This window comes from Argonema antarcticum A004/B2 (assembly GCF_023333585.1).
Lineage (GTDB): Bacteria > Cyanobacteriota > Cyanobacteriia > Cyanobacteriales > Aerosakkonemataceae > Argonema > Argonema antarcticum.
In genome coordinates, this window is the sequence record NZ_JAIQZN010000007.1 from 66,845 (window position 1) to 81,798 (window position 14,954).

A 14,954-nucleotide genomic window follows, 5' to 3' on the forward strand; every position below is an offset into this window, starting at 1 on the left:
AAGCGCGTAACTTCATGTCCAACAAATCTCTCAAATGGTCAATTTCCCAAGCTTTTGGAAAAATTCCCCTCCAACTTGTCATGATTGTCCCCTTTGTCCTGCAAATTGTCGGTGCTGTGGGAATAGTGGGATATCTGTCCTTTCAAAACGGCCAGAAAGCAGTCAATAAGCTTGCCAATCAATTAATGGATGAGGTTTCCGGTCGCATTGAGCAAAATCTAAATAACTACCTGCAAATTCCGCATCACGTAAATAAAATCAAAATGGATGCGATAGAAAGCGGGCTTTTAAATATAGAAGAATTGTCGGCTTGGGAGAAATATCTTTGGCGGCTAGTCCAGTTATATCCAGAAGTAAATTACACAATAGTGGCTAACAAAGATGGAAGAGTACGAGGAGTAGATCGTACAGAAAATGGTACTATACTCAGGCTCGAAATAGATGATTTTACTGACTACAATTTCACTTTTTACAATACAGACGAAAAGGGCGATCGCACTACAATTAACCAGGTGATACCCAACAAGGAATCGGGGCTGGAAAGGCGATATTGGTACACACATCAATTTTGGTATCAAGAGGGAATTAACGCCAAAAAAGCTAGTTGGAATTCGGCAATTAATCCCTCATTTATAGAACCTACTTTGTTAGTCGTTGCTACCGATCCGTTGTACGATCCAAAGGGACAACTACAAGGACTAATGCTGACGTCATTACGTCTGAACAGTACTGGTCGATTCTTGAGGAGTCTCAACATTGCTAAAACAGGACAAGCATTTATTATTGACGATCGCAAAAGATTAGTAGCAACTTCTACCCATGAAATACCATTTCGTACTCAAGATGGTAAAAGATATATGTTTCAAGCAACAGAAAGTAGCAACCCAGTTACGAGAACTACAGCTAAATATTTAGCTACCCATTCAGAAATATTCAATAACCTTCAAAATTCCCAGTATTTAAAATTTGAAATAGACGGTGAGCGACAATTTTTAAGACTCTTGTCTTTCCGGGACGATAAAGGGCTAAATTGGCAGGTGGCAGTAGTAGTTCCCGAATCAGACTTCATGGCAGAAATCCACAAAAATACTCAGAATACGATTATTATGTGTATTGCAACTTTAGGTTTGGCAACCATTGTAGGAATCTTTACCTCTCGTTGGATTACGAAACCTATTCTCAGGTTGAGTCAAGCAGCGCAATCAATTGCTAGTGGTAAATACAACCAAAATGTGGAGGAAGAAGGACTAAAAGAGGTGAGGATTCTAGTCAATTCATTTAACAGTATGGCAGACCAATTGCTAGAGTCATTTGCTACCCTAGAAACCAAAAACGAAGAACTAAAAATTGCCGAAGAAAATTATCGCAGTATCTTTGAAAACGCGCTGGAGGGTATCTTTCAGGCAGCCCCAGACGGACATTACATCAGTGTGAATATGGCAATGAGCCGCATCTATTCTTATGACTCTCCAGAGGAGATGATCGCTACAGTCAGTAACATTTCTAGTCAACTTTATGTAGACTCAAGCAGCTTGCAAGAGTTTTATACCGAGATGCAGTCGAAGGGAAAAGTGAAAAATTTCGAGTATCGAGCTTATCGGAAAGATCGCAGTATTATTTGGGTGCAGGAAGATGCTCGCGCCGTCCGAGATAGTAGTGGCAATGTCCTTTATTATGAAGGTTTGATTCAGGATGTAACAGCACGCAAGTTGCAAGAGGAAGAACTCAAACGCCAGTTGCAAGAGTTAAAGATAGAGATTGACCACCAAAAACGTAAGCAAGAGGTCACCCAGATTACCGAAAGTGGCTTTTTTCAAGATATCCAAACAGAAATTCAAAACCTTCAGGTTGATGATTTCTGGAACTGAGGGAATTTTTAGAGGGCTGTGACCTAGTGAGGTTGATAAGTTTTAATAGTTGCGATCGAGGGAATTTCAGATTTCAGATTTAAAATTTTAGATTTAAAAATAAGTTTTGAAATCTAAAATCTTAAATCTAAAATATAAAATTACCCTAGCCGCCCCAAAGCTTTTGGAGAACTTCTTTGGGTGAGATGTCGGCCATTTTGCCAGTGGGGGATTTGATGCTGATGATGCGATCGCTAACTGGCAACAATTTTTTCGGGTCTGTCGGGCCAAATAAGGCGATCGTATAAGTTTGAACTGCGACAGCTAAGTGCATAGGGGCACTATCGGTACACAGCATCAAATTCGCACCGGCGATTGTAGCAGCCAATTTACCGATATCTGTTGGTGCGATCACCTTGAGATTGGAGAACGATTGTAACAGTTGGCTGACAAACTGGACATCCTCCGGCCCTTGAACGATCGCGATCGGCATATCGGGTTGCCGCTGCTGCAAGTCTTGAATAATTTGCTGCCAGTGCCGAACTGGGTAGATTTTGTCAATACCTTTATCTTTTGAGAGTTGGCTGGAACCGCCGTGAATCAGTACGTAGCCAGTTTCATCGATCCCCAGTCGTTTTTGTTCTCTCTGGGCCCACTCAATGTCTTGTTTTGGTACGTTGATCGCTAACTCAGGAGTTGGCGTACCAATGCCCAAACCTTGCAGGAGGTCGTGGTACATACTAGCCGCATACTGCTCTGTTTTGAGGGGAACAGGGCTGGTGAGAAAGCTCGCACCAGGGCTACCGCTGTAGCCAACCCGCGTATGAATCCCTGTCATCCACAGCAATATACCGACTAGCCAGCTTTTTCCCAATGAAAGGGCGACATCATACTCGCGATCGCGGATTGTACCTAGTATGTTGCCCCAATCTGCCAGACTGTTGCGATCCTTAAAGTCATACCGGATCGCTTCAGAGACAGACTTGCAGACTCGGTACGCGCCCATAGACCGAGGTTCGACAACCACATCTATTTCGGCTTCGGGATAGTTACGCTTAAGGTCGTCGAGGGTCGGAAAGAACAGAATTTGATCGCCAATTCCGCCTGGAACTAGGGCTACTACACGCATAATACTTTAGATAGGCTTATCCGCTCCTCATTTTAATGGAAGATATACCCAGTGCAACAACTATTGAAAAAGGCAGTGCATTTATTAATTCCGGCGGCTGGTATGGGGCGTCGGATGGGAAGCGATCGCAATAAACTTTTGCTAACTCTATTAGGCAAACCTCTGATTGCCTGGACGCTTCTGGCAGTCGAAGCTTCCAGCCGGATCGACTGGATTGGGATCGTTTGTCAGCCGGAGGATATGCCCGACTTGAAGGCTATTGTGGCCGAATTATCTCTAACTAAGCCGGTGGAGTTCATTCAGGGAGGGAAAACCCGTCAGGAGTCTGTCTACAACGGTTTGCAGGCGCTACCGCTTGACGCCCAACGGGTGTTGATTCACGATGGTGCTAGGTGTCTGGCGACGCCAGATTTGCTCGATCGATGTTCTGAGATTCTGTTCAAATATTTTGGTCTAATTGCGGCGGTGCCAGTCAAGGACACCATCAAAATCGTGGATAAAGCTAACTTTATTGAAGATACGCCCGATCGCAATCGGTTGTGGGCAGCCCAGACACCGCAAGGATTTGATGTGCGGTTATTGAAGGAATGCCACGAAAAAGGGCGTCACCTGGGTTGGGAAGTGACAGATGATGCTGCTTTGTTTGAGAAGTGCGATTTGCCAGTTTTGATTGTGGAAGGAGAGGAGACGAATTTGAAGGTGACGACACCTGTGGATTTAGCTATAGCCGAATTCATCCTCCGCCAACGTTTGGGAAATTCAGCGGATGCTAGCAGCTAATTGGTTTGCGGGCTGTTCGACTGGTTTACTACTTGGCAAGAAGCGAATCTCGCTGCTAGAGCCAATCGCGATCTCAAGTTGCTTTTGGATATCCGTTTCCTCTAGTTCTGTTTTGAGCAAAAACTCCAAAATCTCGAAAGAGAGCGTTTCCTGTTGAAAGTAACCACCGTGAAGATCTAAACCGTCTAGCTCGCTTTTTTTTAATCGATACAAAGTCGAGTCATAAACATACCGGATGGCATTTCCCAGGTCGATGAACATTCCATTGAGATTAATGTCAATCTGGGATTTTTCCAGGGAAATTTTTGCAAGTGCCGATCGAATGCCATTAACTCCACCACGGCCTTTTTTGCTCCCCATTTGTGAGCAATCCAGGTAGTTCACCTTGTTAAACAGTTGGGGGTCGGAAGTGATCTGTAAAGTAGGCTGGGAATAAAACATTGCGCGAACCCAAGGAGCAATTTTCCCTTGGGAATCATTTCTCAAATAAACATTTCCCAGACGCACACCGGACATTTGAATGCTGGGTTCGGTAAACCAGTTGCCAACATTAGAAAGGTAACGCAAGACAATATCGCGATCGCTGCTCATCAAGTAAATTTGATCGCAGCAATTCAAGGCAGTGCGAACATAATTGCTCCGACCCTGCCGCATCAGTTCTAGGGGAACATCCGGCGAAGCCAAAATTAACTTATCCAGTGTGAAGCGATCGCCAAATTTATACTTTTCTTGGCGGTCATTGCGGAACTGGTAGCACAAAATACGCAGGGTGTTTAGTATCACTAAACCACCCATGCTATGACCTATCATATTGACTTTCAGGGAACAATCTGGTGCAAATTTGCTCAGCCCCTTATCCAAACGCCAAAAGAATTCAGCTAGGTCTGGCACTCCATAGTAAATTGCCCTGGTCCGATCGCCTTGGTAGCCTGTTTGTCGCAACAGCCAAAAGGCTAGCCCCCAAAGTAAAAAGACAACACTACTGATTCCAACCCACTGCGGCAGAAAAGTTAATAGCTGCAAACTAAATACCTTTTCCGCCAGCATAAGTAAAGCCGTTGCCAAGGTGCCAACAATGCCTGCACTCAAAGCTAGGAAAAATATAAACTTCAAGCGGATGTCGATTTGTCTATCCCGCTTTTTCAAAGGCTTTTTATCTAGTTGTTGCGAAAATACAGCCAGTTTCCTAAGCAATCCTTGCCAGGTTTTAAAGACAGGTAAAGGCTGTTCGCTAGGCCAACTGTAGCCAATATAAAAGTGACCGTTCTGGGCTATTTCGCTGAGGCGATCGGCTTCTTTACAAAAGCCTTTGTAAAAGTTTTCAGATGGAGTAGCATAACCGTGAGTTCGTAAGGTTAAACGCTTTGCTTTACTGTCCTGTATGAGTCTGGCTAATTCATTGACATTAAATAAAGCTTGGAAATGCTCCTTGGGAGGTAAGTTGTGGTTTAAATCAAAGGAACTGGTCGTCCTGCTGATGACTAAAAAGACATTAGGGTTATTTTTGTATGCGAAAACCTCAAAGTTACGAGCGCTTCTTTGTCTGAATTTTTTACCCTTCCATTGATTCAAAGTGTTAATGACATACTCTACATTAACTTCTTCTTTAAAAGACCGATACTGCTCTGGCTTATCATTTTGCGGTTTATCTTCTTCTCGCAACTCATTTTGCAATCGCTCGGCAATCTTTTCCTCACTGTCTAACTCATAGGCTAGTTGTACAATCCGAGCCTTTGCCCATCGGTCTGAAAAACGTCCTGTGTCCTCGATTATTTCTTGCAACCACGATAGATCGCTCTCTTTTTGAGCATCGCTTCTCCAAGTAAAAGGTAATTCGTCTTCGTATTCGCGCTTAATTTCGATTTCCATAACTTCCTTATTCCTACGGCTACTATATACGTATGTATTGAGATCGGAAACGAGTGTACGTGAAATTGCTGAGTAAAAATATTATTTTAACTTACCAACTCAGCAAAATACAGTAATAATACTTTAATTCGCTATAAGATTGGTTAAATCACACCTTTGGGCGATCGCACATCTACTCTGTCGGGTGGGTATGGCCCACCCGACTGCTGACTGTAAAATTACTGTTGGAGTTCGCTTATAGCGGCTTCCGCTTTTCGTACTCCTTCATTCTGGCCTTGACGCCGATAAAGGTTAAGGGCTTGGTTAAAAGATGCGATTGCTTCCGATCCTCGTCCCCACCTGCTCAAAGCCAGACCCAGGTTAAAGTGAGCCCCTGGTTCTTGGGGTACTATTTTAGTCAAACGACGATAAGCGGCAACTGCTTCCTGAAACTTTTGCTGCTGTAGCAAAATTTCACCGATACCAGCGTGTGCTTGTGCTAATTTCGAGTCTATTGCCACAGCTCGCTGGTAGGCTGCTAAAGCACCTTCAAGATTATTTTGAGCGCGTCGTAGCTTACCAATTTGCAGATGAATCTCGGCGTTACGCGGTTCTAAGTTCGCAGCTTGTTCAAATGCAGCCAATCCCGCACTCTGGTTACCTTGTGCGAGGTAGGCAGTTGCCAGGTTGAACTGCAAATTGCTATTGTTCGGCTCAAGGCTGACAGCTCGCTGTAGCACGTTAATAGCGTCCTGATAACGTTTCTGCTTTAACAGGATAGAAGCGATCGACTCGCGGATTTCTACACTCTTAGGATCGAGCTGAATCGCTTGTTCGTAGGTTCGCATAGCACCTGCATAGTCTTCCTGGCGGAAGAGAACAGCGCCAAGTCCCAGGTAAGCTTTCAGGTTATGGCGATCGAGTTGGGTGGTCCGCCGATAAGCTGCGGCGGCACTCCGGTTGTCTCCTGAATTGGCAAGGCTGTATCCCAAAGCGTAATAAAATTCTGCATTGCTGCGTTCAAGAGCAACTGCCTGTTGATAAGCATTGACTGCTGCTGGGTAATTTCCTTGACGTGCAAGCACATAACCAATAGCAGAATAAATACGCGCATTTTTGCTATCTAAACTAGCTGCCTGTTGATAAATCGCTAAAGCACGGCCAAAATTTCCAGATTCCACCAAAGTACGGGCATCCTGTAGCAATTTACTCAGCCCATCGTCGCTAGAATCGCTAGGAAGCTGATAAATAGTGTCCATATTCGGATCGTATTCTTCTTCAGCTTGGGCAACTGGGGGTGTAATTACCGCCATTCCTCCCCATAGCAGGAGACCGATCGCCAAGAAGATTTGCTTTTGCACGGTAGATTTTCCTTGTGTTTCTGCCATTACGAGAGTGCTACTATTGCTTCGATATTCGATCTGGAATAATTGAATTTGAGAACTGACTGATTATAATAACCGTAAATGTGTAATTTTATCACCCAGAAGACAAAAAAAGACGATCGCAACAGTTGCCAGAATATAATCACAATGCCACGGGACTTGAGATGATTGCCTGTAGAACTTGGGCGGTATCATTCAATTGGTAGAGAACTCAAGCAAGTAGAGGCGCTTTGACTACGCCCTTAAGGTTCAGACTTTGGACTCTTAAAGAATCCCGGTCCCTTTAGGGCTGGGGAGTGTCAAAATACCACCTTACTTGATACGATTCCCTGTAAGGTTTGCGCGGTATCATTTAATTCGTCAAGGACTCGGTTAGTCTTCTGTAGAGATGCCACGGTTTGCTGGGATGCTTCGCTTAATTGCGCGATCGCAGTACTGATCTGTTGTGCCCCCTCAAATTGGCCTTCCATACTGTGACTAATCTGCTTAAATTGAGGCGTCAGACTCTGCACTTGCTCAATGACCTCGGCAATCTGCCCGCTAATACGACCAACCTGTTCCACATAGTAGCTCACTTGTTTGCTAAACTTATCCATTTCCATCACGCCCTTGTAAACAGACGATTGGATCTCTTTGACCATCTCCTCAATTTCCTGAGAGGCTGCGGCCGAGTTATCGGCCAGACGCCGCACTTCTCTGGCAACAACCGCAAAACCTGTCCCAGCCTCCCCTGCCTTTTCTGCTTCAATGGCAGCGTTGAGGGAAAGTAAATTCGTCTGGTCTGCCACTTTGGCAATGGTAATCACCACGCTATTGATCTTATTGGCTTTTTCATTCATCTCCCCCAGCCGGGAAGCAATCGAGTTTGTGGCCTCTGACAACCGATCCATTGCGTCAGCCATTTCTGTAAGGCTCTTTTGACCCGAACTTGCTGCCAATTCCGTGGCAGTGGCTTTTTGGGCAATATTTTCCATCGTCTTGACTAATTGCCCAGAAGTAGAGGCGATTTGATTGGCTGTAACTCTGACTTCATTCGTGGAAGTAGCTTGGTGGACGGCGCTGGCTTCTAGTTGTTTGTTCGCGGTGGCAATTTGGCTGGTAGATGAGCTGATTTGATTGCTAACGCGATCGGCCTGAAAAATTACCGAAGTGATTTTGTCAAAAGAGTCTTGGAGTTGCCTTGCCATCTTGTTGAAGGAGTTTGCCAGCCTTGCGATTTCAATCATTTGACTGGATGCAACCTCCTGCTCGAAATTGCCACCTGCCAAGTCTTCTGAGGCTTTGGCAATTCGTAAAATGGGGCTAGAAATCCAGTTAGCAGTAACAATTGCTACGACGATCGCCAATCCCAAGGCCAGCAAACATAGCCAGATCGTTGTCTGAGTATTGGCATTAATTTGCGCCATGAAATCTGCTTCTGGTACAACGACCACCACCAAAAAATCCAATCCTTTTTTATCAGAATAAGGCTGCACCAGCACGTATTGGCGTTTGCCATCAATATCGAATGAGAGTTCGCGCAGGTTAGTAATTTGGCTGAAATTACTAACCTGCTTTTGCAAATACTCTGCGGTTTTTCTGGTCAGGAGATTTTGACTGTCAACTGCTTCGATCTGCTGCTTTTCGCCTCTTACCTCAACAAAAGGGTTCTCTCCTGTTGATGTTGCAGCAAGTCTTCCGGCCCGATCGATCACAAAAGTTTGTCCTGTTTGGCTGACTTTGACGGCCTTCAAAAAGTTGGATAATGCTTTTAAGGGAAGATTGCTTGAGAAAATAGCAACGAGTTTACCCCGATCGTCATAATAAGGTTCTACTGCCTCAATTCCCAAAGTCTGTGTAGTCGCAAACAAATAGACATCTGTCCAAGACTGTCCCCGTTTCTCTATTGCCACTTTATACCAAGGACGAATGCGGGCATCATAATTGTTAACCTTGAGCAGGTTGAGCCGTCTGCCTTGGTTGTCAAGTTTATATTGCTCTCGCCTGGGAAAGTTAGTAGTTGTATTTGCTATGAAACTACCATCGGCTATGCGTGCCACGTAGATAATAGAGCCATCGGGTGTACCCACATAAATTTCACCGATTAAAGGGTAAACCTGCAACTGAGAGAAAAAATCTCGTTCAACTGCCTCTTTATCGTTAAAGTTAATTTTATTAAGCCGCAATGCGTTAATATTGCTGCGCGTAATCTGGTGCGGTTCTTTGAAATAGCTTTCTATGACTAGCTCTGTGCGAGAGGCGACCTCCATACGCACTTGTCTGGCAAGTTTATTGACTGCCTCCTGTCCGTTCCGAAATGAAAGATAGCCAACCAATCCAACTGTTGCAGCGATTTGCAAGACAAAGGGAACTACGAGGGCAGTACGAAGGCGGAATTTCAACAAGGTGGGGGAAAGAGATTCTTTTGAGCCAACCATCGTTAAAAACACTCCCAGCAGATTATTAAAAATTGAGGACTATTACGGGATTATACCAACGGATCGATTAAAATGATTTAATTTTTTTGTAACGACACTATCAAGCACGATCCGCTCGGCACATTTTTTCCGCTCGATCGGCTTTTTAGTTGCTTACAAACTGGTTTTTACCACATTTTGTAGCTGTTGTGCGGTATCATTTAATTGGTTCATAGCCTGGTTAGTATTTTGTAAAGATTCTACGGTTTGCTGGGAGGATTCGCTTAATTTAGAGATCGCAGTACTGATTTGCCTAGCACCCTCAAATTGCTGTTCCATGCTGTGACTAACCTGATGAAAATGGGGTGTGAGACTTTGTACTTGTTCGATCGCCTGGGTGATTTGCTCACCGATCCCGTCAACTCGTTCTAGATGGTTACTAACCTGTTTGCTAAACTTATCCATTTCCATCACACCACTGGAAACAGAGAATTGGATCTCTTTAACCATCTGCTCAATGTCCACGGTGGCGACAGCCGTGCTATCTGCCAGTCGCCGAATTTCTCTGGCGACAACTGCAAAACCTGTGCCGTACTGTCCTGCCTTTTCGGCTTCAATGGCGGCGTTGAGGGAGAGTAAATTTGTCGTATCCGCCACTTTAGTAATGGTGGTAACGACGCTATTGATGTTATTGGCTTTTTCATTCATCAGCCCCAGTTTGGCGGAAATCAAGGTCGTGGCTGTTGCCAACTGACGCATCGCTGTAGCCATTTCCATCAAGTCTGCTTGAGAGTTACTAGCCGCCAATGCAGTTGCTTGGGCTTTTTGGGCAATATTTTCCGTGGTCTTCATTAATTGCTCGGAAGTGGCGGCAATCTCAGTCGCAGTGGCGCTGACTTCGTTAGTGGAAACAGCTTGCTGTGTGACGGTGGCTTCTAACTGTTTGCCAGCAGCAGCAATTTGGGTAGTGGATGAGGTAATTTTCATACTAACTCGATCGGCTTGAGAAATTACCTCATTGAGTTTTTCAAAGGAGTGTTTAAGTTGGCTTGCCATATCGTTAAAAGACTTGGCGAGTTGTCCTACTACATCGGTGCGATCGATATCAACGGTTTGCTTCCATTCCCCTTTAGCAATGTTTTTTGCTGCCAAATTTAGCTGAAGAATTGGCTGTGTCACCCAGCGGGCGGTAAGAATGCCAATAATAATTGCCAAAATTAAGGCGGCAATACTCAACTGGATGGTGGTGCTGGTGTTGGCGTCGATTTGTGCCATGAAATCCGATTCGGGGATGACTACCACAATTAGCCAATCCAGACCCAATTTATCCCGCCAGGGAATGACTTGAACGAATTGGCGATTGCTATTTAGGTTGAAGTCGATTTGCTGTCTCGTAGCAATTTGTTTGAGATTACCAAAACGGTCTATTAAATGTTGAGCGGTCGATCGAATTAGAGGGTCTTTACTCTCAAGTACTTTGAGGCGTTGGCCTTTACCTTCCACCAAACTGTAAGGTTTTTCGCTGCTGGAGCTAGCTACCAGCAACCCGTCCCGCTCCAAGATGAAAATTTTGCCAGAAGGACTTGCTTTCAAAGTTTGCAGAAAGCTATTAATCTGTGAGAGGATCAAATCAACTCCAATCACACCGATCGGTTTGCGGGTTTGGTCATACAGTGGATAACTAGAGGAAATTGACATAATTTCTGGTCGATCGGACCAGATGTAGATGTCGCTCCAGACGGGTTTACCGGCTTTAACTGCATTGGCATACCAATCTTCGTTTGGGAAATCATAGTCTTCAGCGGCGATGACACGGATAGGCTTTCCCTGATTATCTAAGGCATATCGCTTGTAGCGACCACTGTCAGAAGAACGCATTAATTCCATGTACAAAGTGCCATTATCCTCACGACCGATGCCGATAAACTCGCCTTTGACGCTGCCAAAGTTGATGTAACCAACATCTCCGAACAGTTGCATTTGCTTGTAAAAGTAACGCCCAGTGCGATCGAGGTCTTGCAAGTTCAGGTTGCCTAACTCATAGGCATCGAGGTTGATTTGGTTGATTTGGCGGGGGGTGGCTAAAAGCGTATCGAGGTGCCCAGCGATACGCGAACTGACTTCGTTCTGTAATTTAGATGCGAGATCTGCGATCGCTTTTTGTCCGTTTGTAAACGAAAGATAGCCGACGAGTCCCACTACGCCCACAATCTGTACCACAAAAGGGACAATCAGAATAGCTTGCAGCGGCACTTTTCCCAATAATTTTGTAACTAAGCGATTTTTAGTAGTTGGCATATATTATCCGAATGGCCCGATCTCTAAGGTAATCCTAATAATCTGAACTATAACTCGCCAGCGACAGTCCCACTAACCTAAGTAGATTAACGCTCTGCCGCAAAAAAGCAATTATTGAGTTTTGCACAGAGCGTTACAATAGAATAACTACCTCAAAGCACGGACGAAAGCAGTATGGTACAACAACTGCCAACCGATACCGCACAAACCATCATTTATCCCGAAAACGACGGTGAACCGATGGCAGACAACACTAAACAATTTGGTTGGATTGTAACGATTAAGGAAAATCTAGAATTGTTGTTTGCTGACGATCCTAATGTTTTTGTTGCTGGCGATCTGCTTTGGTATCCCGTGTATGGAGATAACAAAACTCTGCAAGCACCAGATGCAATGGTTGTTTTTGGCAGACCAAAAGGCGATCGCGGTTCTTACAAACAATGGGAAGAAGATAATATTGCACCGCAAGTGGTATTTGAAATATTATCTCCTGGCAATCGTCTGATGCCTTCCTACAACATTTAATTGAGCGATGTCGCCCTTTGGGTAATATATTCGATAATTAATAAACGTAGATAGTTGAGGGTTTCCGCATAGCGTTTGATTTGGGGATAATCAGAGTCATGGTCAAAGTACCACTCGGTAAAATAGCTGATATCAAATATTTTTAATTTTTGTAAATTTTCCAGGATTTCTTGATTATTTTCTAAATTATCGTTGGCAATAACTTGCGCGGCGTAGCCGCGAATATCAGTGGTAAAAATTTCGATGACACCTAAGATACTGAACTCTTGTGACTCTTCCCATAATGCTATTTTATGCCTCTCTTCTTTAGTGTGCTGATAATCAGTTAGCAATTGTTTGGCTACGCGATCAATATATTCTTTGGCAGCTTTGGTATTGTCGGATTTATTTTTTAGGTCTAAGTTTTGCATGGGTTTCCTCAATTTTCACCGTATGATATGATTTTTCCATCTCTTTCTATGAGAAATTCAATGCCTTTATTCCATCTGAATGCGCCATTAGGTAAGAGTTTCTTTCGCGCACCTTTTTTGTTAAAGTTATTGGCTTTTCTCAAGTATTTTAAATAATTCCCTGTAAAACCGTGTCGATCGGCATGATCTACAATACTATTGGCTATATTGGGATAGGTTGCTTTATCCCATTTTTCCATGAGACTTTTGATTTCTGCTATCTCTGCATCTGTGTATCCCTCAAACAGTATTTGTTCATAAGGATCTGTTTTTTCACTTCGATCAATATCATCATGGTTATTAGGGTTCATCCAAAGATAGAGTGGTTTTTTAGGACAGAATTGTTCTATATTTATCGCATTTAAGGATAGGCCATCTTAGCAGCCATCTCGGTAGAAATGCTACAATTATAGGATACCACAGAATAATTCTCAAAAAGGATCGTGTAGAAATTATACTCAAACAAGTAATAAAGGTTTACATAGGCTGGGGCGATCGCACTTTTTGTGGTGATGGGGAGTGCGATCGCTTCATCTATTATGCAATCTCTGATGTAAACTTATGCTCCCAAGAAGTTTCTAATAAAAACAATAATGAAAAGCACAATCAGTGCTAACACTATAAAAGGTATTGGTTAAACAGGCCAATATAACTCTAGAAAAAAATCAATTGATACTTGATATTAATCTCAGGATAGTAACTCCTACTACTTCAGAGTCTACAATATTCCAAGATATACAAGTACAAAGCCCAGAAACCAACGGAAAAGAATAAGAGGGCAAAATTGGAAAAGCTGCGATCTCGCGGTGGGAAAATGTAGGAACGCAAACTGTAACTGCTTTGTTACGATCGCATAAGGTAAGGTAGTGAGGAGGTTCTGAGTGCCTGAGACAATTCGAGTCTACGGCTATCACGGTACAAATACGGAGGTGGCGACAACAATTATTCAGCAGGGTTTTAACGTTAGTTCCAATGACTACGACTGGCTAGGAACGGGGGTTTACTTCTTCCAAGATGCACCAGTACGCGCTTGGGAATGGGCCAAGCAGCAACATCCTGCAAATCCGGCTGTAATTCGTTCCACCATCCGCTTGGAAGACTGTATCGATTTACTGGACATCAGTTGGTCTTCAAAAATCGCAGCAGCACATAACTCTTATGTAACGAAGTGTCGGGAAGTAAACCAACCTTTACCCAGACAAACCGCTGGCGCTCATCGGTTAGACTGCGCTGTAATTAATTATGCGGTCGGTTACTTTCAAGAACAAACAGGGAAAACAGTTCGTGCTGTTCGAGCAGTATTTTTAGAAGGTTCGCCCATTTTTTTAGGTTCTTATCTGTACGATCGCGCTCATGTCCAGATAGCCGTCAGAGATAGATCTTTGATTGAAGAACCTTGTTTAATAGAAATATAAGGAGGAATTAAATTATGCTAGATCCGAAAGAGTTTGGCGAAATTCTGAGCAAGCATTTTGCGGAAGTGACGCCTGAGCAGTTTATTGAGAATCTGAAAAAATACTGCCCGGAAGTTTTTGAGGATGAGATTGAGGAATCAGAAATACCTCAGCGCCAGACAGATCGATCGAAAAATGAATTGGAGAAAAAGGCAGCGTTATCAAGCTTTAGAGGCGCTGTTGAGGGAAAGGAGGATTGAGTTGTAGGGGTTGTGAGGGGAAGTGCGATCGCAGTTTTTGTGGTGATGGGGAGTGCGATCGCCTCTTCCCAAATGCCTTGCTACAACATTTAATTGAGCGATGTCGCCGATTGGGTAATATATTCGATAATTAATAAACGCAGATAGTTGAGGGTTTCCGCATAGCGTTTGATTTGGAGATAATCAGAGTCATGGTCAAAGTACCACTCGTAAAATAGCTCACATCAAATATTTTTAAATTTTGTAAATTATCCAGTATTTATTGAGAATTTTCTAAATTATCCTTGGCGATAGCTTTTGCATTTACTATTTAACCTAAATTGCTAGTTACGTTTAGTAAGGTGTGTCAGATAGCAACAATTTGGATTCGATTGCTAATTTTATGCTTCTGACGCACCCTACAACTTGAAAACTTTTTATGCTCCGAAGAAGTTTTTAATAAAAACAATGATGAAAAGTACAATCAGTGCTAACACTATAAAAGGTATAACAGCTTTAGGTTTCATAATTTTCTGGCGAACGGGTGTGAAATAAAGGAATTGATAAAACTTACAAGAGGAGAAGCTCGTGTTTATTTAGTTGGAAAACCTATCCAAAAACATGAGTAACTTTCAGTTGCAATAAGCATTCTGGTAAGTTTTTG

The 14,954-nt window shown here is 43.5% G+C and carries 11 protein-coding genes and 1 pseudogene; 5 read left to right on the plus strand and 7 right to left on the minus strand.

All coding sequences use genetic code 11. The annotated features are described in order from the left end of the window. The first annotated feature begins 14 nt into the window (after positions 1 to 14). The gene (locus tag LAY57_RS04765; protein ID WP_249065157.1) at positions 15 to 1,868 is read left to right on the plus strand and encodes a cache domain-containing protein; all 1,854 of its coding nucleotides are present in this window, start codon (positions 15 to 17) and stop codon (positions 1,866 to 1,868) included. A gap of 145 nt (positions 1,869 to 2,013) precedes the next feature. Here LAY57_RS04765 and LAY57_RS04770 read toward each other — a convergent pair whose 3' ends face one another. Further along, positions 2,014 to 2,976 (minus strand): glycosyltransferase family 9 protein, encoded by a 963-nt coding sequence (locus tag LAY57_RS04770; protein WP_249065158.1) that lies wholly within the window; start codon positions 2,974 to 2,976, stop codon positions 2,014 to 2,016. Positions 2,977 to 3,051: 75 nt separating this feature from the next. On the opposite strand from LAY57_RS04770, the gene ispD reads away from it, so the two are divergent. Further along, positions 3,052 to 3,756 (plus strand): 2-C-methyl-D-erythritol 4-phosphate cytidylyltransferase, encoded by a 705-nt coding sequence (gene ispD / locus LAY57_RS04775; RefSeq protein WP_249065231.1) that lies wholly within the window; start codon positions 3,052 to 3,054, stop codon positions 3,754 to 3,756. Here the strand turns inward: ispD and LAY57_RS04780 are convergent. From LAY57_RS04780 to LAY57_RS04795, 4 genes are all read right to left on the minus strand, one after another. Further along, positions 3,736 to 5,625 (minus strand): alpha/beta hydrolase, encoded by a 1,890-nt coding sequence (locus LAY57_RS04780; RefSeq protein ID WP_249065159.1) that lies wholly within the window; start codon positions 5,623 to 5,625, stop codon positions 3,736 to 3,738. The two genes, ispD and LAY57_RS04780, sit on opposite strands and share 21 nt — an antisense overlap. A gap of 218 nt (positions 5,626 to 5,843) precedes the next feature. Beyond that, the gene (locus tag LAY57_RS04785) at positions 5,844 to 6,992 is read right to left on the minus strand and encodes a tetratricopeptide repeat protein (RefSeq protein WP_249065160.1); all 1,149 of its coding nucleotides are present in this window, start codon (positions 6,990 to 6,992) and stop codon (positions 5,844 to 5,846) included. A gap of 296 nt (positions 6,993 to 7,288) precedes the next feature. Further along, complete coding sequence (locus tag LAY57_RS04790; RefSeq protein ID WP_249065161.1) at positions 7,289 to 9,406, minus strand: methyl-accepting chemotaxis protein; 2,118 nt, start codon at positions 9,404 to 9,406, stop codon at positions 7,289 to 7,291. A 153-nt stretch (positions 9,407 to 9,559) separates the two neighbouring features. Further along, on the minus strand, positions 9,560 to 11,683 hold the full coding sequence (locus tag LAY57_RS04795) for a methyl-accepting chemotaxis protein (protein WP_249065162.1): 2,124 nt from the start codon (positions 11,681 to 11,683) through the stop codon (positions 9,560 to 9,562). Between the two features lie 174 nt (positions 11,684 to 11,857). Between LAY57_RS04795 and LAY57_RS04800 the strand changes: the two are divergent. Next, positions 11,858 to 12,187, plus strand: a pseudogene (locus LAY57_RS04800) (Uma2 family endonuclease); the annotation flags it as partial. A gap of 17 nt (positions 12,188 to 12,204) precedes the next feature. On the opposite strand, the gene LAY57_RS04805 reads toward LAY57_RS04800, so the two are convergent. Both LAY57_RS04805 and LAY57_RS04810 read right to left on the minus strand, forming a co-directional pair. Then, complete coding sequence (locus tag LAY57_RS04805; RefSeq protein ID WP_249065163.1) at positions 12,205 to 12,618, minus strand: hypothetical protein; 414 nt, start codon at positions 12,616 to 12,618, stop codon at positions 12,205 to 12,207. Positions 12,619 to 12,626: 8 nt separating this feature from the next. Then, positions 12,627 to 12,968, minus strand: coding sequence for a hypothetical protein (locus LAY57_RS04810; protein WP_249065164.1), 342 nt, complete (start codon positions 12,966 to 12,968; stop codon positions 12,627 to 12,629). A 570-nt stretch (positions 12,969 to 13,538) separates the two neighbouring features. On the opposite strand from LAY57_RS04810, the gene LAY57_RS04815 reads away from it, so the two are divergent. Together LAY57_RS04815 and LAY57_RS04820 are read left to right on the plus strand one after the other, a co-directional pair. Continuing rightward, the gene (locus tag LAY57_RS04815; protein ID WP_249065165.1) at positions 13,539 to 14,072 is read left to right on the plus strand and encodes a poly(ADP-ribose) polymerase family protein; all 534 of its coding nucleotides are present in this window, start codon (positions 13,539 to 13,541) and stop codon (positions 14,070 to 14,072) included. A 14-nt stretch (positions 14,073 to 14,086) separates the two neighbouring features. Beyond that, the gene (locus LAY57_RS04820; protein WP_249065166.1) at positions 14,087 to 14,311 is read left to right on the plus strand and encodes a hypothetical protein; all 225 of its coding nucleotides are present in this window, start codon (positions 14,087 to 14,089) and stop codon (positions 14,309 to 14,311) included. Positions 14,312 to 14,954: the final 643 nt, after the last annotated feature.